This window comes from Acinetobacter sp. CIP 64.2 (assembly GCF_000369645.1).
In the GTDB taxonomy this organism is placed as follows: domain Bacteria; phylum Pseudomonadota; class Gammaproteobacteria; order Pseudomonadales; family Moraxellaceae; genus Acinetobacter.
On the sequence record NZ_KB850122.1, the window covers coordinates 464,201 to 489,660 of the forward strand.

At 40.3% G+C, this 25,460-nt stretch carries 22 protein-coding genes and 1 pseudogene; 11 read left to right on the top strand and 12 right to left on the bottom strand.

Features of this window, described 5'->3' with window-relative positions:
• Nucleotides 1-122 precede the first annotated feature (122 nt).
• The 8 genes from F895_RS08920 (at nucleotide 123) to F895_RS08885 (ending at nucleotide 10,456) form a co-directional block, all read left to right on the top strand.
• Complete coding sequence (locus F895_RS08920) at nucleotides 123-713, top strand: hypothetical protein (RefSeq protein ID WP_005241582.1); 591 nt, start codon at nucleotides 123-125, stop codon at nucleotides 711-713.
• Nucleotides 714-994: 281 nt separating this feature from the next.
• Entirely contained in the window at nucleotides 995-3,226 is a 2,232-nt protein-coding gene (locus F895_RS08915; protein ID WP_005241583.1) for a TonB-dependent receptor, read from the top strand.
• A 465-nt stretch (nucleotides 3,227-3,691) separates the two neighbouring features.
• On the top strand, nucleotides 3,692-5,203 hold the full coding sequence (locus F895_RS08910; protein ID WP_026040221.1) for a hypothetical protein: 1,512 nt from the start codon (nucleotides 3,692-3,694) through the stop codon (nucleotides 5,201-5,203).
• A gap of 211 nt (nucleotides 5,204-5,414) precedes the next feature.
• A complete protein-coding gene (locus F895_RS08905; RefSeq protein ID WP_005241585.1) occupies nucleotides 5,415-6,275 on the top strand; it encodes a siderophore-interacting protein in 861 nt (286 codons plus the stop codon).
• 233 nt (nucleotides 6,276-6,508) lie between these two features.
• Nucleotides 6,509-6,970, top strand: coding sequence for a DUF2946 family protein (locus tag F895_RS08900; protein WP_005241586.1), 462 nt, complete (start codon nucleotides 6,509-6,511; stop codon nucleotides 6,968-6,970).
• Nucleotides 6,971-7,116: 146 nt separating this feature from the next.
• The gene (locus F895_RS08895) at nucleotides 7,117-8,559 is read left to right on the top strand and encodes a cytochrome ubiquinol oxidase subunit I (RefSeq protein ID WP_005241587.1); all 1,443 of its coding nucleotides are present in this window, start codon (nucleotides 7,117-7,119) and stop codon (nucleotides 8,557-8,559) included.
• Entirely contained in the window at nucleotides 8,552-9,556 is a 1,005-nt protein-coding gene (cydB, locus tag F895_RS08890; RefSeq protein WP_005241588.1) for a cytochrome d ubiquinol oxidase subunit II, read from the top strand. Before F895_RS08895 ends, cydB begins: the two co-directional genes overlap by 8 nt.
• Nucleotides 9,557-10,024: 468 nt before the next feature.
• A complete protein-coding gene (locus tag F895_RS08885) occupies nucleotides 10,025-10,456 on the top strand; it encodes an SRPBCC family protein (RefSeq protein WP_005241590.1) in 432 nt (143 codons plus the stop codon).
• Between the two features lie 65 nt (nucleotides 10,457-10,521).
• Here F895_RS08885 and mhpT read toward each other — a convergent pair whose 3' ends face one another.
• Nucleotides 10,522-11,778: a 3-(3-hydroxy-phenyl)propionate transporter MhpT gene (mhpT, locus tag F895_RS08880; protein ID WP_005241591.1), complete on the bottom strand. Its 1,257-nt coding sequence runs from the start codon at nucleotides 11,776-11,778 to the stop codon at nucleotides 10,522-10,524.
• Between the two features lie 163 nt (nucleotides 11,779-11,941).
• Between mhpT and F895_RS20290 the strand changes: the two are divergent.
• Nucleotides 11,942-12,375, top strand: a pseudogene (locus tag F895_RS20290) (hypothetical protein).
• Here the strand turns inward: F895_RS20290 and F895_RS08875 are convergent.
• The 11 genes from F895_RS08875 to F895_RS08825 form a co-directional block, all read right to left on the bottom strand.
• Nucleotides 12,370-13,044, bottom strand: a complete 675-nt coding sequence (locus tag F895_RS08875; protein ID WP_005241593.1) for a YjjG family noncanonical pyrimidine nucleotidase — start codon at nucleotides 13,042-13,044, stop codon at nucleotides 12,370-12,372. The pseudogene F895_RS20290 and the gene F895_RS08875 sit on opposite strands and share 6 nt — an antisense overlap.
• A 113-nt stretch (nucleotides 13,045-13,157) precedes the next feature.
• A complete protein-coding gene (locus tag F895_RS08870; protein ID WP_005241595.1) occupies nucleotides 13,158-13,604 on the bottom strand; it encodes a YbaN family protein in 447 nt (148 codons plus the stop codon).
• Between the two features lie 28 nt (nucleotides 13,605-13,632).
• On the bottom strand, nucleotides 13,633-14,232 hold the full coding sequence (locus tag F895_RS08865) for a biliverdin-producing heme oxygenase (protein WP_096911078.1): 600 nt from the start codon (nucleotides 14,230-14,232) through the stop codon (nucleotides 13,633-13,635).
• Nucleotides 14,233-14,263: 31 nt separating this feature from the next.
• On the bottom strand, nucleotides 14,264-15,178 hold the full coding sequence (locus tag F895_RS08860; RefSeq protein WP_005241598.1) for an energy transducer TonB: 915 nt from the start codon (nucleotides 15,176-15,178) through the stop codon (nucleotides 14,264-14,266).
• Nucleotides 15,179-15,188: 10 nt separating this feature from the next.
• On the bottom strand, nucleotides 15,189-16,679 hold the full coding sequence (locus F895_RS08855; RefSeq protein WP_005241607.1) for a hemophilin secretion modulator: 1,491 nt from the start codon (nucleotides 16,677-16,679) through the stop codon (nucleotides 15,189-15,191).
• 83 nt (nucleotides 16,680-16,762) lie between these two features.
• Nucleotides 16,763-17,554 carry a Slam-dependent surface lipoprotein gene (locus F895_RS08850; protein WP_005241609.1) on the bottom strand — a complete coding sequence of 264 codons (792 nt, stop codon included), beginning with the start codon at nucleotides 17,552-17,554 and terminating at the stop codon, nucleotides 16,763-16,765.
• Nucleotides 17,555-17,741: 187 nt separating this feature from the next.
• Nucleotides 17,742-20,900, bottom strand: coding sequence for a hemophilin receptor HphR (locus F895_RS08845; RefSeq protein ID WP_010589931.1), 3,159 nt, complete (start codon nucleotides 20,898-20,900; stop codon nucleotides 17,742-17,744).
• 201 nt (nucleotides 20,901-21,101) lie between these two features.
• On the bottom strand, nucleotides 21,102-22,112 hold the full coding sequence (locus F895_RS08840) for a FecR family protein (protein ID WP_005241614.1): 1,011 nt from the start codon (nucleotides 22,110-22,112) through the stop codon (nucleotides 21,102-21,104).
• A complete protein-coding gene (locus F895_RS08835) occupies nucleotides 22,113-22,634 on the bottom strand; it encodes a sigma-70 family RNA polymerase sigma factor (protein ID WP_005241616.1) in 522 nt (173 codons plus the stop codon).
• Between the two features lie 145 nt (nucleotides 22,635-22,779).
• Complete coding sequence (locus tag F895_RS08830; protein WP_005241618.1) at nucleotides 22,780-23,184, bottom strand: hypothetical protein; 405 nt, start codon at nucleotides 23,182-23,184, stop codon at nucleotides 22,780-22,782.
• A gap of 81 nt (nucleotides 23,185-23,265) precedes the next feature.
• Nucleotides 23,266-23,958 carry a type 1 glutamine amidotransferase domain-containing protein gene (locus F895_RS08825; protein WP_005241620.1) on the bottom strand — a complete coding sequence of 231 codons (693 nt, stop codon included), beginning with the start codon at nucleotides 23,956-23,958 and terminating at the stop codon, nucleotides 23,266-23,268.
• Between the two features lie 92 nt (nucleotides 23,959-24,050).
• Here F895_RS08825 and F895_RS08820 point away from each other — a divergent pair, with 92 nt between their 5' ends.
• Nucleotides 24,051-24,464, top strand: coding sequence for a MerR family transcriptional regulator (locus tag F895_RS08820; protein WP_005241621.1), 414 nt, complete (start codon nucleotides 24,051-24,053; stop codon nucleotides 24,462-24,464).
• Between the two features lie 107 nt (nucleotides 24,465-24,571).
• Nucleotides 24,572-25,372, top strand: coding sequence for a type 1 glutamine amidotransferase domain-containing protein (locus tag F895_RS08815; RefSeq protein WP_005241622.1), 801 nt, complete (start codon nucleotides 24,572-24,574; stop codon nucleotides 25,370-25,372).
• Nucleotides 25,373-25,460 lie beyond the last annotated feature (88 nt).

A 25,460-nucleotide genomic window follows, 5' to 3' on the forward strand; every position in this document is an offset into this window, starting at 1 on the left:
AAAGGATAAAACCAGCATATAAAAAGTTAAGCTTGCTGCTCATTTAAGCAATTCAGAACTTTTTACAAGCTTTTAAACATGAATAAACAGTGGAAATAATTGATCCAATTCAGAGCATATAAATGATTAAAACTAGTCAAATTTATCCATCCCTGATGGTTACAACACTTTTAGTTCTGAGCTCGACTGCCTGTTTGGCAAAAAATTTAACACTTTTACTTGATCAAAATAATGAACAATCATCGATTCAAATTACTGCTACTGAATTTATTGAAAAGAACAGCATAAAAACAATTGCAAATAAGCGTTATCAATATTTTTCTGTTAAGAAAGCAGATGGAATGATCTATGAGGCTTATATCGTCCCATGTGCACCTGACTATTTAGTAAATCTAGATAAAAATGAAGCTAAGACGCTTCAGCAATGTACAGATCAAGTCATCAATGCAGTCGATGAATTAATGCACCAAACCAAAAATTCACTTCTGCATTTCAGAGGCACACAATATGTTTATGATGGATACGAAGACTCCAGCCAATATCACTACTATTCTTTTTTTAATGTAAAAAATTACTCTAGATCAAATGATGGTAAGCGACCGCTGCTTGGGGTGATCTATCGCTGTAAAGTCAAAGCATCAGCAAAGGCATTAAAGCCTTTTATCGAACAAGCCAAAAACAGTTGTGCCAATACCATGATTGAAGCCTCATAGCATTGGATGATCAAGGCTGGCTACGATTTTTCATATTTACAACTGCTCAAGATCATCAAAGGCTCCACACATCGACCCCATTAAAACCATCATATAGATGCTTATAAACAAAACTAACAATAAATCGAATGTGCTGTTAAATTTAGAAGTATTTCACTTTATCAAATTAATGTCCTCGTAGGCTGAATTTATTCCAATTCCATATTGTGAATAACAATCATTCTCAAATATACTTCAGATCAATTTAAAAGCAATCTCAGGGTAAGATCAAAGGACATAAGATGAAAAAAGATAGTATGTTTTTTAATAGGAAAAATGACGTAAGAAATATCATTCCCCTTTTATCGATTGGTGGATTCATCTTCTTCTCAAACTCATCCTTTGCAGCCTCTACAACCGAAGTAACAAATCCAGAAAAAAGTTCAGAAGTGCTTCCTACCATTACAGTTACTGCCTCGCGCGCAGATGAGTTATCTTCTTCGGCTAAACAAGTCACCAAGCTCGATGAAAAACAAATCGAGCTGTTAAAAAATGCCTCATCAGGCAACATTGCGACAGTATTAGCCAAAGTCGTTCCAGGATTATCGGATTCGAGTCGCACAATTACAGATTATGGACAAACATTACGCGGTCGTAATGCCCTGATCTTGGTCGATGGCGTTCCGATGAATTTAACACGAGATACCTCAAGAGGACTTTCGGCAATTGATCCAGAAAGTATTAGCAGTATCGAAGTCATCCGTGGCAGTAATGCCATTTATGGCAGTGGTGCAGCTGGGGGGACTATTTCGATTACCACTAGAGCTGTAGGTGGTGAACCGACAGCAAAAACAGTTATTGGGTTACAAACTGGCTTAACGAATCTTCGTTCCGATGCCTTAAGCGGTGACATTCATCAATATTTCTCTGGAAGCCTAAATAACTTCGACTATGCGCTCGATTTTGGTTATCAACGGATTGGCAGCCCATACGATGCACGTGGAAAACGGGTTGCACCTGAACCAAGTCAAGGCGACCTGTTTGATGCAGATGCCTATAGTATTGGTGGTAAACTTGGCTATCATGTTGATGACAATCAGTATCTACAATTTGCAGCAAATTATTATAATGCGGAACAGGATTCAGACTATGCCTCTGACCCAAGCGTTGCTCAGCTCCCTGCGGGTACTATACCAGCCAAGGCAATCAAAGGTCTGAAATTAAAAGACCAGAATAAAAATGAAAATCAGATCTACAATTTAACCTATACCCATAAAGACTTTTTCGGCAATAAAGTCGATGCGCAAATCTATTATCGTGACTTTTTTACCCGCTTCGCGCCATTTGATGCGCGTAAAGTCGCGACACGCGGTGGACAAGTTGATCAGGTCTATCAAGAGAATAATGTGCTTGGCAGCCGCTTAACCGTCAATACGCCACTTGAGTTCTTAGGTGATACCTCACTGGTTTGGGGCGGAGATTTTAGCCGCGAAAAAAGTGAAATGCCTTTAGATACCTTTGACCCTAAAATTTACGACCAATCTGGTGGACTCGAGTTTGTTAAAACTGGCAAACTGATCTATCTTCCTGAATTAACTACTCAAAGTATCGGTGGATTTGCTCAATTGAAACATCGTTTCAATGAGCAATGGTCAGCAGAAATAGGTACACGTTATGAAGACAGTTATGCCAAGATTGATCGTTTCGTCCCTTTATCTCAATTAGGTAAAACAGACCCTTATACGGTCAAAGGCGGTAAAGTAAAAGCAGATGCATGGCTCTACAATGCCAATGTCACCTTTGCACCAACTGATGAACACTCTATCTATGCATCTTTTAATCAAGGTTTCCAACTCCCCGATGTCGGTATTGTGATACGTAATGCGACCGCAGGCTTTAACCTCGCATCATCGTTCTTAGAGCCTGTAAAAGTGGATAACTACGAGTTAGGCTGGAATGGTCATTTTAATAACTTTAGCTCTAGTCTTGCAGTGTTCCACTCCACTTCAGATCTGGGTGGTGTGCAATCCTTTAATAATGGTTTGATACTTACTCGAACCAAAGAAAAAGTGACGGGTATTGAGGCAACACTTGATTATCTTGAAGATGCCAAAGTGTGGGGAGCTGGCGGCAGTGTGACTTGGATGAAAGGCCGCGAAACGCCACAGAATACCAATATCGAACAAGATATGACGGGTTACCGTATTCCACCGCTAAAAGTCACAGGCTATATTTCATATAGTCCTACAGGTACTTGGACCAACCGTATTCAAGCGACCTATTTTGGCTCAGAAGATTATCGCTTGAATGGTGTAAATAGTTTTGGTCGCTATGATGTCAAATCATATACAACAGCAGACTTACTGAGTAGCTTTGCACTAAATAAGAAAGATACCATGACCATCGGTATCGAAAATATGTTTAACCGCCAATACTATCCACTCTATAGCCAACTTATGAGAAACAGCAACAATACCAGCCACTTAGTCGCAAATGGTGTGACACTGAAAGTTTCTTATAGCCATAAGTGGTAATTTAAAAAGTAATAGTCGCTTAGCGCGGCTATTACTTAATTCTATAAGCGCTTCAAATTTCCCTTTTTGTTCAGTTATTGTGCCCTAATAATAGCAAAACCATTCAATACTATGATGTATCCATCGTGATCAAAGGTATGATTCATTCAGGACAGTGTCTTGCTCGTTCAACTAGAGAGCCAGCTGCCTATCTAAATGATTTAAGTCTATATAAAGTAATATTTTACCTATTCTAACCAAGATCAAAAAATCTTAAAAATTAATATAATGAATTGTATTTAATAAATTTATTAATAAATATTTTCCTTTTAACTCAAACAACAGCTGTTTAAAAAATCTTAAAAATTGCCTTCTTTTCGCTATTTTTAATTTCTTTTTTTCACCTTATGCTGAAAGATTAAATGGATGAAGCAAAAAGTCACACTGCTTTTTGAATTTTTGCATTCAATAGATTGGAGCAATAAGTTGAGTAATAAATTACAGTCTAAAAATGCTGGAATACAATTCCCCATTCAATCTGGTAAAAAAACACCGAGTACGACAGATACTGCAAAACAGATTTTATATGCAGCCCTTCACAGTGTTAATTCTCCCTATACATCCCAACTCAAAACCGAGAAAAATTGGAGAAAGCAATATCCATTTTATTTTCAAGAACTTGTCAAAGTTGGAATTAGCTCTATCCATCACCCACTGTTGATTGCGCAACATGGACTTGAAGCAGCTCAAGACCTGTTTATTTTTAATCGGGCTGGTCATGAAACAACATTAGCACAAGCAATGACGCAGATTGATGAGCAACCTTTTGATACTTACATTCTCAAAGGTACTGGCAGTGCAGAGATTGAGCCTTGGTCTATTCCTTTTGAAGGAAAAAAACTACAAGGACAGGCATTATTAGCGCAAATTGATCGTTGGGAACAACAACAAATCATTGAACCAAGTCATGCAAAAGCGTTACGTCTACTTCAGGCTCATCCTGAATGGTTTGATTTATCTACACGGACGATGGTGCTTTTTGGTGCAGCATCAGAGGCAGGGCCGCTCAGCTGGCTTGCAAAATGGCGCGCCAATATTGTCGCCATTGATTTACCAAATCCTAAAATCTGGGAAAAGATCACTCAAACCGTTCAACAAGGCAATGCCACTTTAATTGCACCACAACAGACGTTAGCCCATCAGGAAAAACAGCTTGGTGCAAACTTACTGACTCAAACACCAGAAATTGCCAATTGGCTCAAAACATTTAAAGGGCCTTTAGATCTTGCTGGTATTGCCTATCTGGATGGTGAGAAACATGTTCGTGTTTCTATTGCCATGATTAGCATTATGGAACAAGTGAGCCAGAAAAAACCGGATAGCAGCATTATGTTTATGCTGACCCCAACCGATATCTATGCAATTCCAAAGTCTGTGGTTCATTCGATTCAACAGAAAACACAACAGCGCCCAGTATTAGAAAAATTACTGACCAAATCAATTCACAATGTTTCTTTGAGCAACTTTTTTAAACCGAATCTTGAACAACTGATTGCTTCAGATAATGGGCAACAGTACGGTATCTCGGATTGTATGGTCATTGAACAAGGTCCGAACTATGCACTTGCCAAACGAATGCAACAGTGGTTTGCAATCCAAACCCGTGCACGTGGTCAAAAAACTGTAATCAATATTGCACCTTCGACCACGACACACTCTGTGGTTAAGAATCCAATCCTGAAAGCAGCTTTTGCGGGTGCTGATTTATTTAAAGTTGAAACCTTTAGTCCTGAAACCACCAATGCCATTATGGCTGCACTCTGGGTTCATGATCTGAATAATCCCGACAGTGCAACAAATCCTGAAAAGCAACTAGCACACCCACTTGAACTGATCATGGAAAATGCTAATCATGGTGGTTTATGGCATGTTCCTTATTTAGCGAGAACAGCTTTGCCATTTGCAGCAGCCTACGGTTGGATCCGAAATAAGTTCTAACCCATCTTTTCTTTTAATGGGACTAGTTGTTTTACAAAGCACTGGTTCCTATTCTTTTTTGACTAAAGTTTCAGCGTTTCCCTGTTTCCCTTCTATCAATCAGTTGATGGTGTAGCAAACGCCCGAGAGCATTTTAATACCAATTTGTAAATGATTATCATTAGCGAATATAATGGGTGAAATTTCACGAATAACGATGAGCATATTGAAAATGACCCAACAAGAAACAATCTCAGATGCTAAAAAACTGCTTAAACAAAATGATCATATGAGGACGTTAGAACAAATTGAGCTGACGATCACCGCGATTTCTAGACCATTTCCAAGTATTCTAAGATTACGAGGTAAAATTGATACTCTCCAACCCGATATGTGGGAAAAACCAAATCTTGCTGTTCGTATCGGGGTTGCTCAAGACGCTGAACAGAGCTTAATCACCCGTGTTTATACCATTCGCTCATTTGATCCTGACCGACATGAAGTTGAAATTGACCTCATTGAACACGAAGATGAAAGTCCAGCAATGCAATGGATACACTCTGCTAAGGTAGGAACCAAAACCCAATTGATTGGACCAAGACCTCATTTTGTTCCTGACTTTAATACAAAAAAGCATATTGTTATGTTTGCTGATGAGACCGCACTTCCTGCGCTTTATTCTATCCTTCAATTTTGGCCAGAAGACATCCATGCCGATATTTTTATAGAGAGCAATGAGCCGAATATCCTTGAATACTTGCCAAAACATAGTCAAGTACACATGCATTTACTTCTTCGCAAACATCAAGATCAAGCTGGAAAAATGGGGCTGTTGCTTAAAGCAGCTTATCAATTTAGAGAAACAGACAATATTGCTGTTTGGGCTGCATGTGAACGAAATGAAGCCAGAGCGATTCGTCAATTCTTTGTAGAAGAAAAGTCTCTTGCGAAAAAAGATGTTCAAGTCACAGGCTATTGGAATGTTGGTCTTTCAAGTAGTATTTTAGATGAAGTGCGATTTGAATATTATCAAAAACATATCAATGCTGGAAAAACTTTAGAAAGCTTTGATGATTTAGATATGCCCGTGTAATTAGATGCATTACCAATTTAGAAAAAATAGATCAGTATAGATGCTGATCTATTTTTCTTCGCGGTCAGAACTTCATTTTTATACAATGGATAGCCCGAAACGCTATTGGCTTTATCATCTGGTAAAAAACCTTTTTTATTATGAAGAAAAAGTTAATTATTCCCTTTAAAAAAGAAATTTCTTTGTTATAGTATTTATCCAGTGATTTCCAGAAAGAGATCAATCGGGTGTTGATGATTGGAAGGTTGCTAGGCTTCTATGCAATCTTTTTACAAATCGCTGTATTCTTACAGCCATTACTGCCAGAGAAATATCAAGTTTCTCCAGTATGTGAAACTATTGCCCAAGTTTTATTACAAGACCATTCTTCTTCATTCCATAGCCATCATACAACAGATCAGCAGCATGTGTTTATCTCACCACATGATATGGAACATCAACAGCACTCCTTTTCAGCTGAAGTAACAACACGAGCGAACCATCACCACCATCATGATGCCAACCATCAGTGTCAATACTGTGTGGTATACAGCCATGTACTACCTCTACCTGATATTGATCTGCGACACATCCTGATCAGGATTCAAGTTCGGTTTCTTGCCTTTATTGAAAACTATTTCCATGTTTTCTTTCAGCTTCAGCAACTCTTTCTCACCCCTCAAGGTCGAGCACCTCCACTCTTAATCTCATTCTGACTTGAAGCTCAAAACTTTTTGGTTTTGAAAAACTTATATTTTCAAGAGATTAGAGTAATGTTTTGTTTTTTAAATCATACCTGTAAATTGGTAGGAACATCTGTAGCTATACCTTTAGCTCATCAGTTACAAGATGAGGTGTGGTCATGACTTTAGGTTTTACCGCACTCGAACTGGCACGTATACAATTTGCCTTTACCGTTTCTTTCCATATTATTTTCCCAGCTATCTCCATCGGATTGGCCAGCTTTTTAGCGGTTTTAGAATGGCGTTGGCTACGTACCAAAGATCCGATTTATAAAGATCTGTTTAAGTACTGGATCAAAATTTTTGCAGTTGCTTTTGGTATGGGCGTTGTTTCAGGCGTGGTCATGAGTTACCAGTTTGGGACCAACTGGAGCGAGTTTTCCCGTGTTGCAGGGAGTGTTACAGGCCCATTACTCACTTATGAAGTATTGAGTGCCTTCTTCTTGGAAGCAGGTTTCCTCGGCATCATGTTGTTTGGTTGGGGACGCGTTAGTCCCAAAGCGCATTTCTTTGCCACCTTGATGGTTGCGATCGGCACCTGTATTTCCATGTTCTGGATTTTGTCCTCCAACAGTTGGATGCAAACCCCTCAAGGCTTTGCCATTGAAAACGGGATTATTGTGCCAACCGATTGGTGGGCCATTGTGTTCAATCCCTCTTTCCCGTATCGACTGGTACATATGGCGATTGCTGCTTTTATGGTTGCGGCACTACTCGTTGCTGCAACAGCGGCTTGGCATTTACTCAAAGGCCGTCGTGATGCCTTGGTCAAGACCTCATTCTCGATGGCAATGTGGCTTATTCTTGTATTAGCCCCTTTGCAAGTTTTTGTTGGAGATGCCCATGGCTTAAATACTTTAGAGCATCAACCTGCAAAACTTGCAGCAATGGAGGGTCATTGGGAGACCAACTATGATGAAGGTATGCCGCTGTACTTATTTGGCGTTCCAGATATGCAAGAAGAACGTACCAAATATGCTGTTGCAATTCCAAACCTAGGCAGCCTGATTTTAACCCATTCTATGGATGGGACTGTCAAAGGTTTAAAAGACTTTGCCCCTGAAGACCGACCAAACTCGACCATTGTATTCTGGAGTTTCCGTGTCATGGTGGGTTTAGGCATGTTAATGCTGTTACTTGCCTTTACTGGTGCTTGGCTCAGAAAAACTGGAAAGCTGTTTGAAAGCAAATGGTTTCATCGCTTTGCTTTAGTCATGGGCCCATCCGGATTTATCGCCGTATTGGCAGGTTGGTTTACTACTGAAGTGGGCCGTCAACCTTGGGTGGTGTATGGGGTAATGCGCACCAAAGATGCTCTTTCTCCTGTTTCAGCTGAACAAGTTGGTCTCACTCTGATTATTTTTGTAGTGGTGTACTGTGTTGTGTTTGGTATCGGGATCTACTACATGTTGAAACTGATGCATAAAGGTCCTCAATTTGTAGATGCGATTGATCTTGAACCTGCAGGTCATGGGCATTTCAAAACGCCTATGCGTCCTTTAATTGCTGTCGATGAAAATATCGATACACCAGACTCAAGCAAGGAGAAACACCATGATTGATTTATCTCTGATTTGGGTTGGAATCATCGGCCTTGGTGTTCTGATCTATGTCATTTTGGACGGCTTTGATCTCGGGATTGGCATTCTGTTCCCTTTTATCAAAAGCAGTCAAGAACGTGATGTGATGATGAATACCGTCGCGCCTGTGTGGGATGGCAATGAAACCTGGATGGTACTCGGTGGTGCTGGCCTATTCGCAGCCTTTCCACTGGTCTATTCAACGGTGCTTTCAGCCTTGTATATGCCGATTATCTTGATGGTAATTGCACTGATTTTCCGTGGTGTGGCCTTTGAATTTCGCTTTAAGGCCAATCGCACCAAGTATTTATGGGATCAAGCCTTTATTTGGGGATCAGTTCTCTCCAGCTTTCTGCAAGGCGTGATTCTGGGTGCCTATATTCAAGGCATTCAAACCACCAATGGTATTTTCTCTGGTTCAGGCTTGGACTGGCTGACTCCATTCGCTCTATTTACAGGGCTGGGTGTGGTTGCGATGTATGCCGCTTTGGGCTGTGGCTGGCTAATTATGAAAACTGATCATAAGTTACAAGATCAGATGTATGGATTGATGCCTAAACTGATCATCTTGCTGTTTGCGGTCTTTGCAGGGGTGAGTCTATATACCCCACTCACCCATCCTGAAATTGCAGCACGTTGGTTTGCCTTGCCAAATCTACTGTACTTTAGCCCAGTGCCGATCTTGGTGTTGTTGTTTACCTTCCTGATTTTAAAGGCATGTCAACAACGTCAGGAATTAAAACCTTTTATCTATACTTTGGCGCTTGTGTTTTTGGCCTTTACTGGATTTGTGATCAGTCTCTGGCCCAACATTATTCCGCCGTCCGTTACCATTTGGGAAGCAGCTGCACCGCATTCCAGTCAAAAGTTTGCTTTGGTTGGTGCATTGATTCTGATTCCGATCATTATCGCCTATACCATCATGTCCTACTGGGTATTCAGAGATAAAGTACGAGTTGGTGATACGGGCTATCACTAGGAGGCGATGTCATGAAACTATCTAAGACACAATGGTTTATTGTACTTTGGCTCGCTGGATTCTTCGGTTTATTGGTGATTGCCATGTTCTTTAGAGTGTTGTTAAAACTCGCTTATTAAGCTGAATTTTGTTCTTTCTATTCAAAAGACTATACTTCGGTATAGTCTTTTTTCCAGTAAGTAACTGATCACTTTTTATTTACAGTGTTTTGGTAAAACTGATCAATCGCATCCACCATTTGTGATAAATCAGGCTGTTCTATCAGCAGAATTACAACAATTTGTTATCACATATTCGATATTAGATTACCAAGTCAGTTTAAGAAAAAAAATAAGATCAAGCCTTAAGCATAATTGGCATGCAATAGAATCAGAATTTCCGACCAAGTAAAATTCAGACAGATGAAAAGCATGCTAATATTCAGATACTGACAATACACTATGTCAATTTATTTGGAAGGGTTCCAATATGCTAAAAACACAACAAGTTAAGATAACACAAGAATTCGATGCGCCAGTAGACAAGGTCTTTGCAGTGCTCAGTGAACATGAAAACCTCAGTAAAATCTTTGCACCTGCAAAAATCACGCGGATTAGTAATGGTAAGGATGCACGAAATGGCGTGGGTTCTGCACGTAAAATGTCGATCCCTTTAGCCCCTTCTTTTGTTGAAACCAACTTGGTCTATCAAGAAAATGAATTGATTGAATATGCAATTACCAGTGGAATCAGCCCGATTAAAGCGCATCGAGGAATCATGAAGTTTAGTGATTTAGGCGCAAATCGTAGTCGATTGGATTACACCATTAGCTTTAAAGGACGTGTTCCTTTTATTGGCCCAATTATTAAAGCAGCGCTACAAAACGGGATCAATCGTGGGCTTAAAAAACTGAAATTTTGATGTGATTGATGAGTATCTCCTTGACAGTTTAACTCTCTGTTAACGTCAAGGATGATCTGCCTGAACTATGATCCAACTATGCTGAGTTGTTCTTTTCGAGTTGCTGAATGGTCTGGATTTCGCAGTAAAATTAATGCAGAGATTGCAGCCAATAAAATCATTGGAATACTGGATGCAATTACCACAATTTCACTTTGTCCCGTTCCCAATAAATAACCTGCCACCAATGGGCCTGTAACTGCACCTAATCGCCCCACAGCAACAGCAGCACCAACCCCTGTTCCTCGCATTTCCGTTGGATAATATTTTGCTGCTAAGGTATATAAAATTGACTGGCAACCAATTACAAACATTCCGCAACTTGTCGCAAACAAGATGAAACTCGACGCGCTATTGGAGTAAGCCAAACCAATTAAAGAAGCCAGAATGCCAACATAAACAATGGCAACAATAAAGAATTTATTGAGTCGATCCAGCATCAGACCTAAAAGTAATACACCAATTGAACCGCCTAAATTAAAACCAATCTGGATATAACTGGCTTGTTGTTTATTAAGTCCTAGCCCAGAAATTAAAGTCGGTAACCAGTTTTGAAATAAAGCCAAAACCAGCAAAGTACCAAAAAAACTGAGCCATAGACTAGAGGTCACCACAACACGTGGTTTGGCAAACAGTACCGACAACACACTTTGTTTTTGTATTGTGACCTGAGGAATTTTATTCAAATATGCTTTTGATTCAGGTAAAAATAAAATCAGGATAGGCACAAGAAGTAGAGGTGCGATCCCACCAATATAAAAGATATGCCGCCATTCGTGATCTGCTGTTAGCGATAAAGCCACCACTGAGGTTAAGACCCCACCGATCGGCATACCACAATACATGGCACTGACCGCTGTTGCTTTATACTTTTCAGGTACTGCTTCAGAAACCATGGTAATAACAATCGGTAAAGCCCCACCCATACCTAAACCAGTCAGAAAACGGACTAAAAGTAAGGAGTTTAAGTCCCTAGTAAAAGGAGTGAGTAAGGACATCAGGCCAAAAATGGCGATCGAAGTAATAAAGACCTTTTTACGCCCTATCGAATCAGCAATTCGTCCCGCAATCAATGCCCCAGGTAATGTTCCTAACACGGCGGCACTAAATACCCATCCCATCTCAGCACTATTTAAGAACATTTCTGCTTTCATCCGCGGTGCAGCAACGCCCATAGATTGCAAATCGAATCCTTCAATAATCGCAAAAATAAAACAGAGCACTAATGTGATTATGATTGCTTGTTTTGAAGCTCCTGCCTCTACATTGGTCTCTTTTAACATTGTTATCTTCCCTTTTTTGCTTCTTCCAGTTGATTTATCTAAAATTCCAAATATAGATTTAAAGATCTTTATGACCGTTAAAAAGACTAGCAGAGCAAATATAGTTACGCAATATGCATTAAAATTATGCAATATGTAATTCATACAGCTCGAGGCATTTCATTTGAAATATAAGAAAAATACCACTTTAAAATCCCTATTCTTGGCACCTGTTCCTTTGCTGTTCTTTATGGCCGTTGTTTTTATCCTACTGAACAGTGAATTTAAACTGAGTTCAATCTTTACTGTGATTGCTGGACACATACTGGTTTATTTGGCTTATTGTCTTTTAGCCGTCCCTTTATCATTTTTACTCTCACTGCTCTTGAATCATTATCAGTATTTAAATTTTTTCACGATCTGTCTTAGCGCATTGATTATGGCGGTACCTTTTTTATTCTTTTAGGTTGGAGCCACACAGGTCAACTTCCTGAGTGATGGTGGTTGGTCTATGCGGATATTTTTGTCTTATTTATTGCGCTGATTCCAGCAGTCTGTTACTGGCTGTTTTTAATTAACTTTAGATCTGATCAAAGAACAAGCCAGCTTGATTCATAAAATCTTAGCCAAATCAGATAAATGCTGAATGGTATGGGTGATATTTAATTGCAACTTATTCGGTAGATTGTTGGGATTATACCAACAGGTCGAGATCTGACATGAGGCTGCACCTTGTATGTCAGCTTCGAGACTATCCCCAATGAACAGGACTTCCTCTTTGGCGATCTGGCTTCTATGCAGACATGTTTCAAAAAAACGCTGATCCGGTTTTTCAAAACCAATGTCATCAGAAATATATAAGTCAGAAAAATGTGGTAATAAACCTGCCAAATCTAAACGCGCTTTTTGTTGACTCAGTATGCTGTTGGATGCAGCAAAGAGCTTATATTTTTGACTTAAATAATGAATGGTTTCAGCAGCACCAGCTTCGAGGGTATGCTCTTTGGCTAAATTTCCCTGAAAAGTATCGCGGAAATGGTCATGATTAAGTTCAACATTTAATGCTCGGAATAATTCTTTAAATCGATTATTAATCACATCCTGTACTGTAATTTGACCTAGCTTCTGCTTTTCCCACAAATGATGATTAATCTCTTTATAGGTCGAATAGGTCAAATCATCATGATCTAGATTAAACTCAGCAAAAGATTGAATAAATGCAGAACGATTGGCAACGCTAAAATTCAGCAAAGTATCATCAATATCAAAGAATATAGCCTTGTACATCTGGGCAATCTTACAACCGAAGTAAATATTAAGATAATTTTATTATACCGATAGATCAAAGAGCAAGCCAATGTGGCCTGCTCAATAGTCGATATTCTATTCTGACAATGCGCTCAATCTTTATCTCGCATCCACATCCAGAGCAATACAGCTGCCATGCAGGCAATCAAAGGATAGACCACCCATGGATGTGGAATAGTCCAGATCATAATGCCAGCTGCAATGCTCATGCTTACGGTCGAGATATATTTTGCTTTTTTGGGGATACGTCGGTTTTCTTGCCACTCATGGATGATCGGTCCAATCAAACGATGGTTGAGAAACCATTGATGCAGCTTTTCAGAGCCTCTCGCTGCAAAGAATACTGCCAACAGAATGAAATCAACCGTTGGTAGACCAGGAATAAAAATCCCCAGAATACCTAAGCCGATGCATAACCAAGCCAGACAGATAAATAATAATCGCCACCAAACCGAACGCGCTAACTTGCTTACTGACTGCGGTGATTGCGACAACAGTTCTGTTTTCACATCATTATCCATACGATGAATGCGCTCCATACCAAGTTATGCCTCTGCTTTTCATTGATTATTTCAATTCGTCGAGCTGGTCCAATGCTTTACCAAAATAGCCAAAGGCATCTAGCGCACCTTGTACAACCCGATCCTGTAGCACCTGATCAAAAGCAGCCTCATCCAGTGCTTCAACAAAGCGTTTCCACACTTTCGCCCGACCTTCTGGATAAGCCGCCAGATTTCGTGCTGCAAAGGTTTCCGAGAAACCTAACTGCTTCTGCGCTTGTTTAAACAGAAATGCGGCACCTAAAGTTGAACCTTCTGACACATAGATCCACCCCAGTGCTTCAGGTAATTTAACTTCTGCACTTTGTAATGCCTGACCTGCGGGCTGAATACCCAAATCCTGCAAATCATCGAAAGCTTGTTTAGAACGACCACGGATGCCCAAATCTGGAATCAGTCCGGCGACCCCGTCTTGTTCAAAAAGATGCTCAATTTCCTGCTGGAAATAATATTGTGACAAAGTAAATTGGGCGTATTTCTCCTTGCTTGAAAATACATCTGCTTGCGCCATTAACTGGTGCATACGCTCATGTTCTGCCGCTGTTTCCTGCTTTAAACGCTGAGAAAGGCTATTGGCAATCATTTGCTCTGTTGCTGCGTTCATCATCATTCTCCTAAAAAAGAATAGTATTCATCGGTTAACGACTCCGACTAAGTTTGAGTTGCACGGGGAAATCCACAACAACGGTCACTGCACGACCGTTGACTTTGTAGGGTTTGAATTTGGACTGGCAAGCAGCCTGTAGAACACGCTGATCCAGGCTGCTAATGCCTGAACTTTGTTTGATTTGAATCTCGATGGGCTGACCGTTTTCATTGATACGTAGTCGTAATTCGACCACACGATTCTGTTGTTTAAGTTCCCGATCATCGTAAGCAAGCTTGCCAAAGCTCAATACATCAACACTACTGACTTGAACAGGTTCATCACGATCAACTTGGCTTTCAGGTGCACGAGCCAATTCCTGTTGTGTTGCTGCAGTATTTACACCGCCCCACTGGGATTGAACCTGCCCAGTTTGTTGTTTCTGACTGAGCGGATTTTCGGTCAACATCTGCGATGATTGATCCGCTTGGATATCTTGTTTCACTTTATTTTCTGAAGATTGAGCCGCTATTGCTGCTGTGGATGTCGCAGCTAAACTCGCAACTTTGTGGCTACTTTGTTGCTTAGCCACTTCATGCACAGCACTCTGACTGCTTATCACTTTTTGTTCTGTGTTTTCAGTATTGGTCGGAGCAGCGCGAGTGCTTATTTGTTTTTCTAATGCGGGTATTGTTGATGCTTGGGCAGCTTCAACTTTTGCAGTTGCTTGAGGTGATGCATGTTCTGAAGCTGATAAAGATACAAAATGCACTTTCAACGCATTTACTTTGGGTGAAGCTGCCAAAGTATAAGGCTCTATAAAATGGCTCAATGACCACAATCCTAATAGATGCAAAACAAAAACCAGAATGACCGTGATCCACTTTTGCTGAGCGCGTGTGTAAACCCAGTCCATGGGCTGCTTATTCGCCAATACATCACCTAGATCGAAGAATTTTGATTTCATCGCCATCCCCCTAGAAACGGTGCTCAAGCTTTAAGCTGATATTATGTTTGTCGTAGGAATACAACCAATCCACATTGCTGTTATTACGGTTATAGCGATAGGTCAGGTTCGGCGTCATGCCATAGAATTTGAAACGAGGCATTTGCAATACAAAGGTGTAGTTTTGCTCAAAATCTTGACGACGTGTCTCAAATGCTGCCACATAACGATCAAACTGACGCCAACGATAGGAACTGAACAAGGTCGTGTTTAATCCAATATTCCACGGTTTGCTCAGACCCAAACGAACACCTTGTTGCTGATAGGCTGCCATATATTTTTCTTGAGTATCGTGATCTAAGACATCCACACCACCAAACAGAGTCCATTGTTCAGGTAGGATTTTCCAAAAGGTCAGCATGGCGGAACTTTCTTTACCATCTAAAGTTTTATATGTTTGATAATTTAAATCTTTGATTTCAGCTTCAAGCTTGAGTGCTTTATCGGCGGAGATAAAGCGCATCCATTCTGCACGCGCGCCCCAAGCATTGTACAAACCATCATTGGCATAACGTTTGTGCTCAAATAACGGTGCAATGGTGATTTGATTTTTTAAATCAAAAAAACTATAGCCTGCATTGATATTGAGGGTGGATTCATTAAAGTCGGCATGATCGTCATAAGACTGTCCATAAGCCAAACCACGTAAGGAAACCCCATGATTGCCATACAGAGAAAAGCGTTTCATTAAACTGGCTTCGTAGTCCACACCCGTTGCCGACTCAGCTTTAGGACTTCCACGGGTAATCTCCTGAATGGGGATCACATTGCCCTTTTGGTCAATGCCATACAACATCCAAGTTTTACTTTGTTCAGAAGAACTATTTAGATTCGTGGCGTAGGTTGGGCCAATCGCAACACTGCCTTGCCATGCATCACGCTGATCAAGTGCTTTAACAAACAAATTAACCGTTTGTTCAACCTCTGGTGGAATCACACCACGATCACTCTGCCCCAATTTGTTTTGAATCGATGTAAAAAGGCGTGCTGCTTGTTTGTTCTTCTGCTGTTCAAACAGCACGCGCGCTAACTCAAGTTCACAAATAAGGTTATTCGGTTGTTTATTGAGACTGCTTTGAAATTTTTGTTCGGCTAATTTGAGCTGGCCTTGCGCACGAGCCAATGCTCCCTCGGCAAAATCGGTTAATGCTTGGTCATAGCCATCATATTGTTGATAATGCTTTAGATAAACAGCAGCATTACCCCATTGCTTTTGCATAACAGCCAAATATAAAGCTTTTGCGAGGTCATCTTGATTTTTTGCAACTTCGAATACTTGACCGTTAATCACAATATTCGGTAGTTCATCGGTGCTTCGAATTGCACCTTGTTGTTGTAGTTGGTGCTGTTGTTGTAATAAATTCTGATCAAGGCTTTGATTCAGGCGAAGTTGTGTCTCATCATCTGCATGGAGTGATGAATTCGCCAATAAAATCAAACAGCACAGCAATGTTCTTTTCATAAAAACCGTAAAACAAAAGTAAAAAATCATTCAGTCATAAACAAGAAAAAGGAACCTACAGTTGTAGATTCCTTTCGCCCTGATTAGTTTTTCGCACCACCAAATGCAGTGTTATAAGCAGCATTATTAAACTCGGCAATACCCGCTAAAGCTGCGGCATTTGCACCAAAGAAGTGTCCTTGAACAATACCTGAATTATTTAGCCCAGCCGTACCATTTGCACTTGCACCGCCACTGAATGCCGCAGTACCTGGATTAAATGTCACACCGTCCAAGCTTAAGCTTGAAACAGCAGTCCCTGTTCCAGTTAATGACCCTTCTAAAGTGCCTGCACCAAAGTTAGCAGTTAAATTACCACTTAACAGATTGGTTGCTGAACCATTAATCCCTGCAACGGTATAAGTCGCCGTACCAGAAGTCGGTACTGTCGTATTGGTATTGTCACCTGCGTAATAAACAGTATGACTTGCATTTGCTGCTGTATCGCCCGCTTTCCACCATTCACCAAAATAGACTTCCTGTGTGCCCACCTGACCAAAATTGAAATTACCTAAGGCACTATGTGAAGGTGGCATTGCCGAAACAGGAATATGGGAGATATTAAAAGTTTTAGTACCGACAGTAACATCAGTATTGCTAGCACCACGTGCAGAGAACGCTTGTGCCAAACCTTTTAACGAGCTAAAACCTGTAAATGCATTGTATGGTGCACCAGCCGCTTGTACAGAAACAGCTGCTACACCGCCTGGGTGGCTGGCATTTGCAGCAGCACCAATAATGATATTGTTTTCATTACTTGAAGCACCATCAATACCTGCATGTGCAAACACAGCAGAACATGCAACAAGACCGATGAACAGTTGAGAGATTTTCATTTATTGTTACTCCATTTTTCTAAAGCTAAGTTATTGTTTCAATAAAGATAACGCTATCGTTATCTATTTAGTTATAGGAACAGTAAGATCTATAACCGCCCCTAGTTTTGTAAATAATAATCATTCAATATCATTATTTACCTTTATCTAATCCCGACTAATTTGAAAGTTGGAATTAAATTCTGTGTTAAAACTTGGTGGTCCAGCTGACTTTCAACGTACGGCCTGGTGCAGCCATCGCACTGCGAGTGAGTGGATCGATATAAAACTGGTTTGAAAGGTTATTGCCAACAAATTCAACTGTGTTATAGGTATCAACTTGATAGCGTGCATAGGCATCAAAAATCCAAGTATCATCCCAAGCAAGAGGCACATTGAGGTAATAGCCTTTATTGATACCTGCATCATTATTTTTACGTAATGGACTTTCATAGCCTTTGTAGAAAGTTGCTCGCGCACCCAGCTCAAGCCTTTCATCTAGAAAGCGCGCGCCGAATAAAGCATGTGCGCTGAGTTCAGGTGTCGACATCGTCACGAGATAGCCGTTTGGAAAACCATCATCGATGCAACGTTGATAAGCATCGCGGAATTGAATGCCTTGATCTGTTTGTATTGTGCCGCTATTAATCATTTTATTAATGGCGCTATTACTGTCACAGACTTCATTTTTAAGGTTATAAGCCATGCTTAAATCAGTAAAGAAAGCACCATTGTCAAAACGGCTTTGCAACTCAAGGCCAGAAAGATTTTGCTCATCCATATTGGTAAAAATCAGATTTTGATTTCGCTCAATTACATTTTTGGTTTTGTTGTAGTAATAGGCCAACTTAATATCGGCATTGCGAGCTGAACTGAGCCAGTTACGCATGTCATAAACATAACCCACTTCATAATTAAACGCATGTTCGGGTTTAATCGCTTGAGATGGCATCATCGCCGAGAAGCCGACTGTACTTTCAAATAAGCTGGGTAAGCGATATTCCTCTGCATAGCGTACATAAAGCCGATTGTTTTCAGTCAAATGAATGGATGCGCCAAGTTGAGGTGCCCAACCACTGTCTTTTACTTTCTGAGCCGATTCAATCGGAGTTTGCTCAATTACAACAGGTTGGAAACCACTGCCGATCACCACATACTTCTGCCCTAAGGCATTCAGTTGGTTTAATATATTATCAGCTAGGGCCAAATGACCATTTTCATCAGCTTTCCAAGTGAGTGTATTTTTCTGTGACCAAATTCGGCTGTACAAAGCCGTTTCTGATGCAGGCACCGTTTCTAAACGGCCATCCCAATCAGGATTATTGGCTGCATAACGTTGCGTTAAAAGGTTTAGCATACGTTGTTGCTGAGCATCATAACTCTTAGGCATGGTTCGATATTCAAAGTTGTATTCTTTGACTTTACTTTTCTTGGTAAATAACGGATTTAAAGAGGGATCAATACCATCTCTGATCGATTTATTTAAGAAGTCATCAAAGGCCCAATAAGAGCGATAACGCATACCCACATCAAAGCTTAGCCAAGAAGCTGGTCGATAGTTGAAATTAAAATCAAAGGTCTTTTCTTCACGGCGTCCCGCACGAGGTAAAGCCTGATATAAGGAATAACTTGGGCCATATTCACCATAAATATCATCAGAAGTGAGCTTTTCTTTTAAGAAGCTTCCGCCTAAAGTTAAATCGAGCTGACCAGTTAATTGTGCTTTATTACTGATACTAATGCCTTGACGTCGGTTGTCTGAGTGACTGATTGCTGTATTGATCAGTCGATTATCTCTAAAATCAATAATCGTTGGCCATCCGCCTCGTGTGTAAGTTTCGCTTTCGGTATCGGTTTGCCAAATATTGGCATAGAAATCGACCCACTGATTGGTCTCAGGTTTAAACTTATATTCTAAGCTGTAGGCTTTAGAACGAATATGACTGAGTGGCCATTGCGGTACACCAATTTCAGGGGTGAGTCCCCATTCAATTCGTGAAGGCATGATCTCACCAAATCTATTTTTGGTATCTCGATAAGTGAATTTCAGCGCTTGATCATCGCTTGGTCGATAACCTGCCTTAAATAGCCAAGACTCCATCTGACTTGAGGTGTTCGGTACTTCATTGCCAGGCTTATAGGAGTGAGCGAAATATGGAATAAAATCAAGACTATTGCTTGGCTCAGCCCGTTTGTAATAGCCGGCGCCATGTGTGCCTGAAAAATAATTGCCTCGTTCACGAACAGCATAAACAGCCAATAAATCAAATTTATCCTGTTTCATTGCCAATGCGAGCCGGCCCGCTAAATCATCCCCAGAGAAGTTAGAATTATCATTTCGGGTTCGGTTCTTTTTATAAATATCTGGATCGTATTTTTGACCATTAATATCCTCCCACGGCGTCGTATCATTATAGTTCTTGCCAATTTTACTCATGTCGGGCAATGAAGGATCAATCGAGTTGGTAGAGCCTTCTACTTTTAATTCTGCGCCAAAGGTTTTACCTTGACGAACAATATCATCTGCTTCTAAGGTCTTGACTACAACACCACCACCGACTGAGGTTGTAGTATTCCGTTCCAGTGATGGGCCTTTAATGACTTCAATGCCCGCAATCAGATTTGGATCAATATAATTCCGGTTGTTCACCCCATTATAGCCACGCCACACAGCAATCGACTGCTCAGTGCCGTCAATGGTTAAGGGCACTCGACCTACCCCTTGCACACCACGTACACTCGGATCTAAAGCACCACTATTACGGGCATCACCACTATAGACCCCAACCATACCTTGCAAAACATCGGCAGGATTGGTGCCTTTAAAGCGCTCAATGTAGTCTTTACCTGCATAAACAGAAGATCGATTGGCATCATAAACCCGGTTACTGCCTTGTGTATCACGATCTTCTTGGCCATAAACCACCAATGGTGTCAAACGAACGGAGACTTCTTTATCACTGGATTGAGCAGGTGCTGTTTGAGTTGTAACTGTATCGAAAGTATTTGATGTCGCATTGCTATTTTTAGCTGTCTTTTTTGTCAGCGTATATCCTTGCCCGACTTTGACTGCATTAAATTCTGAAGCAGCAAGAATATTTTGAAAGCCTTGTTCTAAAGCATAAGAGCCCTTTAAGCCTGAACTGTATTGTCCTTTGAGCTGCTGTGCATCAATCGCAATTGCAGTCCCCGATTGTTCTGCAAATTGGTTCAACACATTGGCCAGTGTACCTGCTGGAATATTGTAGGATTTTACAGCAACTGTTGCTGCATAAGCCGGTTGTAAGGGAAAAGCCAAGCTGCCAATACACAAGCTATGTACTGCAAATGCAAGTGTTGAGAATCGAAATACGTTCCGATTTCGCATTTGACCTTTTCCGACTTTCTTCATTTTTACCCGCCCTAGTAAATGTAAATAAGAATCATTAAATCTATTAAAATAAAATGATCCCAAATTTATTGCTTCTACTTACTATGACGAACAGCTTTTAAAAAAGTGGAACCTGAATTTTAAAAAATTTAAATTTTTTTCTTGAATACAAATATTCAAAGCACTTATTCAGGTATTTTAAATATTATTTTTTGATGAAATAACAATAACATAAGGTGTTATTTTATAAATCTTTAAATTTGGGAAAACCGTTGCCAATAATTTGAGCGCATCCTGTGTTTGATCCAAGGGCAAAACGGCATTCACTTGGATATGACTTAAAGCTTCTGCATTAAATAGGATTTTACCTTTATAATTTTGATCTAATTCCTTTAATACCTGATCGAGCGGTAAATCCTCTACCATCAACTGATGTTTATTCCATTTTTGTTGCTCATTATAAATATTGAGGGCTGGAAGTGGTTGCACTCCGTTCTGATTCATACTCACAGCCTGCCCTGCACTTACAATCACTTGCTGTTTTGCATAGGGATTTGATGCGGCCTGTACACGTACCCGAGAATGCAACATTTTCAGCTCAGTTGCCGCAGGTGTATAACTCACACTAAAAGCAGTTCCAAGCGCTTGAATCTGCCCATGTTTGGTTTTGACTAGAAATGGTCTTTGTGGATCTTTAGCAACATCGACATAGATTTGCCCCTGCACCAATTCAACAACGCGCTGATTGGCTTGGAAATCGAGATTAACTGCACTTTTACTACGCAGAATTAAATGGGAACCATCTTGCAAGGTTTGTGTAGTCCACTGCGCTGAATCGCCCTGTATATCAGCGCTTAAATATGCAATCGTGTTATCGGTCAAATAAAAAATACTACCACTGACTGCGAGCAATGCAATTACAAAAGCACTGCCTGCCCGCAGATGCTTATAAGATTTAGCGGAACCTAGACCCGCTTTAAGTGCTGACTTCACCACTTTTTTATGATGCGTACTTTGGGATACTTTCTGAATTGAGCGGATACACTGCTCAATATCTACTGCAATTTTTTGATGTTGCAGGCTGCTTTGTTTCCATTGATTAAACTTTAATTGTGCATTTTTTCGGATCGACTCATCATCTGAACTGAGCTGTACGATCCATAACGCAGCTTCCTCTACCAGTTGGTGCTGCTGTTTATCCATTGCCATTTAAATACCGACATCCATTTCTAAGCGAGTCTGATAACATCGAATTAAACAACTGGCGAGATATTTTTGGATCATTTTGGTTGAGACACCCAATTGTTCTGCGGTCTCTTTATGGGTATAGCCTTCCAGATAATGCAAGATAAAAGCTTGTTGTGCTTTGACAGAAACATCTTCCAAGGCTTTACAGAGTTGGTCGAGTGCTTGAATAATCTGCATCTGATCTTCAGGCGAAGCAACCGCATCCAGCATGTATTCCATCTGGCTTAAGCCATCGAGATATGCTTGTTCAATACGTTTACGGCGAACCTGATCAATCAGTAAGTTTTTTGCAATGGAAGTAAGGTAAGCACGTGGTTCCTTGATACCCAAAAGCTCGTCACGCGTCTGTAGCAGCTTAATAAATGTATCTTGAACCAGATCAGCAGCCTGATCAGTATTCCCAAGTTTTTGCCTCAACCATTGGTGAAGCCAACCTCTATGGTTTCTGTATAATTCATCTATAAGCAGAGGTGTTCTGTTCACAATGATCTGACTCAAAACAAAGTGTTTTTAAATGATAATAATTATCATTAACAAAAGTCAAGACCGAATTTCGCTTTCGCTATTTTTTATCTTAAATACATGAATTTTTATGAATTTATCAACTAAAAACCAAGTGTTTTTTAAACTACTTATTCTCAGCTATTTTTTTCCTAATCTCTTTTCTCCATTTCGCAGCATTTTCCTGCTGTTTATTCAGTACAACCCCCAACATATAGGCGGTTATTGCGGCACCGATCAATGCAACACCACTTTCATAGAGAATATCGTAAATAAACTCAAATAAACCATCTGCTAAAAAACTCAAGGCTCCAGAAAATTTAAGCGCTTTGGCAATAGCGACAATAAAAACTCCCAGCAAAGCACCGACCCACAGGAATATTTTATGGATATTTATAGGCGCAGTCACTTCATCAATTTGATCTGGGTACTTACGGTAATATTCAATCTCTTCTGCTGTAACCTCTGACGTAGATTTAAACAGTAGTCTAAAAAACAGCGTGTCATGATCCAGTTTTAAATCTTTTTTCATTGGTTTTATCTACACTTTTAAATATTTCTTATTTTTGCACAGTCTCTTTCAGATGATTTTACCCACTTTGTGCTGCAAAGTTTAATCTGCTTCTAATCCCTCAATAATCGCATAGGCCGTGATACGGGCAGAAAATGGATTTTGACCTGTAATCAAGTTTTCATCTCGTACTACATTGGGTAGAAAAGGAATGAATTTTCTTTCATAGAGCGCACCACGTTGTTTGGCAAGTTCTTCAGCATTATAAGGAACTTTCTTTGCGACGCCAGCCAATACCTCTTCACACCACGCAAAACCGGTCAGCTTTTTCCCTTGAATTAAATATTGTCCATTTGATAACTGAACATTAAGCAATCCACAATAGCCATGACAAACACTGGCAACAATGCCACCCTTTTCATAAATATTTTTGGTGATGTTCTGCAATTCTGCATTGTTCAAAAAGTCCCACATCACACCATGTCCACCCGTGTAATAGATTGCATCATAATCTTGCCAATTAATCTCGGACGGCTTTTTGGTTGTCTCAAGCAGTTGCATAAATGCTGAATCATTTTTGCGTTTCAGGACAGATGAATCGGCAACAAAACGCTCTAATGATTTAGGTTCTATTGGCGATAAGCCACCGTTTGGACTGACAATCTCTTGAATATAATTTTGCTTTTCAAACTCATCATAGGCATGGGTAAGCTCACCCAACCACAGTCCAGTCGGTCGATTAATGCCTTCATACTCAGAGACATTGGTTACAACATGCAGGATACGTTTTGACATCTTTCACCTCGGTTTTTAACTTTATTGTTAGGCTTGCTTTTACATCACTATAAGCTTAAAGTTTGCTTGAATGTCAAGAGGAAAACAGCAAGATGAATATCAGCGAATTATCAAAACAAAGTGGTTTAAGCACGCCAACCATTCGTTATTACGAACAAATCAAGCTGTTACCTAAGGCAAAACGTAAATCAAATGGTTATCGTGAATACAACGAAAATGATCTGAAACAGTTATTCCTGATCCAGCAAGCACAGCAAGTTGGCTTTTCTTTGACAGAAATTAAATCCTTTCTCCCTTCCAATTTAACAACATGGAACCATGATATTTTAATTGGCCTGCTGGAAAGTAAAATCAAAGACATTGAAGAACTTGAACAAAAATTAGCAATCAGTAAACAAAATCTGCAATTGATGATTATGGCCATTAATAATAAGCCGGATGAAATTACCTGTGAGGAAAATGCACAGCGCTTACTTAATCTTTACTATGTTAAAGATAAAACCTAAGCATGGTATCCAATAAAAGCCATTTGTCAGAGATCGATAAAAGCACTTGACCTTAAACCCAACTTTAAACATAGCATTTATCTCAGCTAATCAATGAGGAGCCTGTCATGTTTAAAGCGTGGAATTTTAACAACTGGGTAATCCGTATGTTCATGCTGATGTTGGCGAGTAGTCCAGTCTATGCCGCTGACGCTGCGAAACAGCAAGCTAAAATCAAAGACAAGATTTTAGTGGTCATGACCAACCACTCTGCTTACCCCACTCGATCAGATCACACTGGCTTATGGCTGACCGAACTCACCCATTTTTATGATGTCGCACAAACTGCAGGTTATGACATGGATTTTGTCAGCCCCCAAGGTGGTGCAGTCCCCTTGGATGAGCGTAGCCTCAAGTCAATTTATATGGATCAATCCGCAAAAAAACATCTGGCTGATCCTCAATTTATGCAACGCTTAAACAATACTCTGATGCCCGAAGCTATTGATCCTTCCCACTACAAAGCAATTTACTATACGGGTGGTCATGGCACCATGTGGGATTTTCCCAATAGCCAAGGCTTAAAGCAGATCAGTGAAAAGATTTATCAGCAAGGCGGTGTTGTATCTGCGGTATGTCACGGCGTAGGCGGATTATTGCCGCTTCAAACCGCAACGGGTCAAGCACTCATTGCAGGTCGTACGGTTACAGGCTTTGCCAATATTGAAGAGACCTTTTCAGGGATTAAGTCCCAAGTTCCGTTCTCTTTGCAAGATGGATTGATACAAAGAGGAGCAACATACAAACGAGCTTTTCTCCCCTTTACTTCTTATGTAATCACTGATGATCGGATTATCACTGGACAAAATCCACAATCCAGTAAAGAAATTGCAGTGGCGGTCGTTAAGCGCTTAAAAATATTAAATTAAACATCAGGCCTAAAGCCAGCTCAAAAGAGTTGGTTTTTTATCGGCTCGATGATAGTCAATGGCACAGTCTGTCTGAGGAATTAAATAT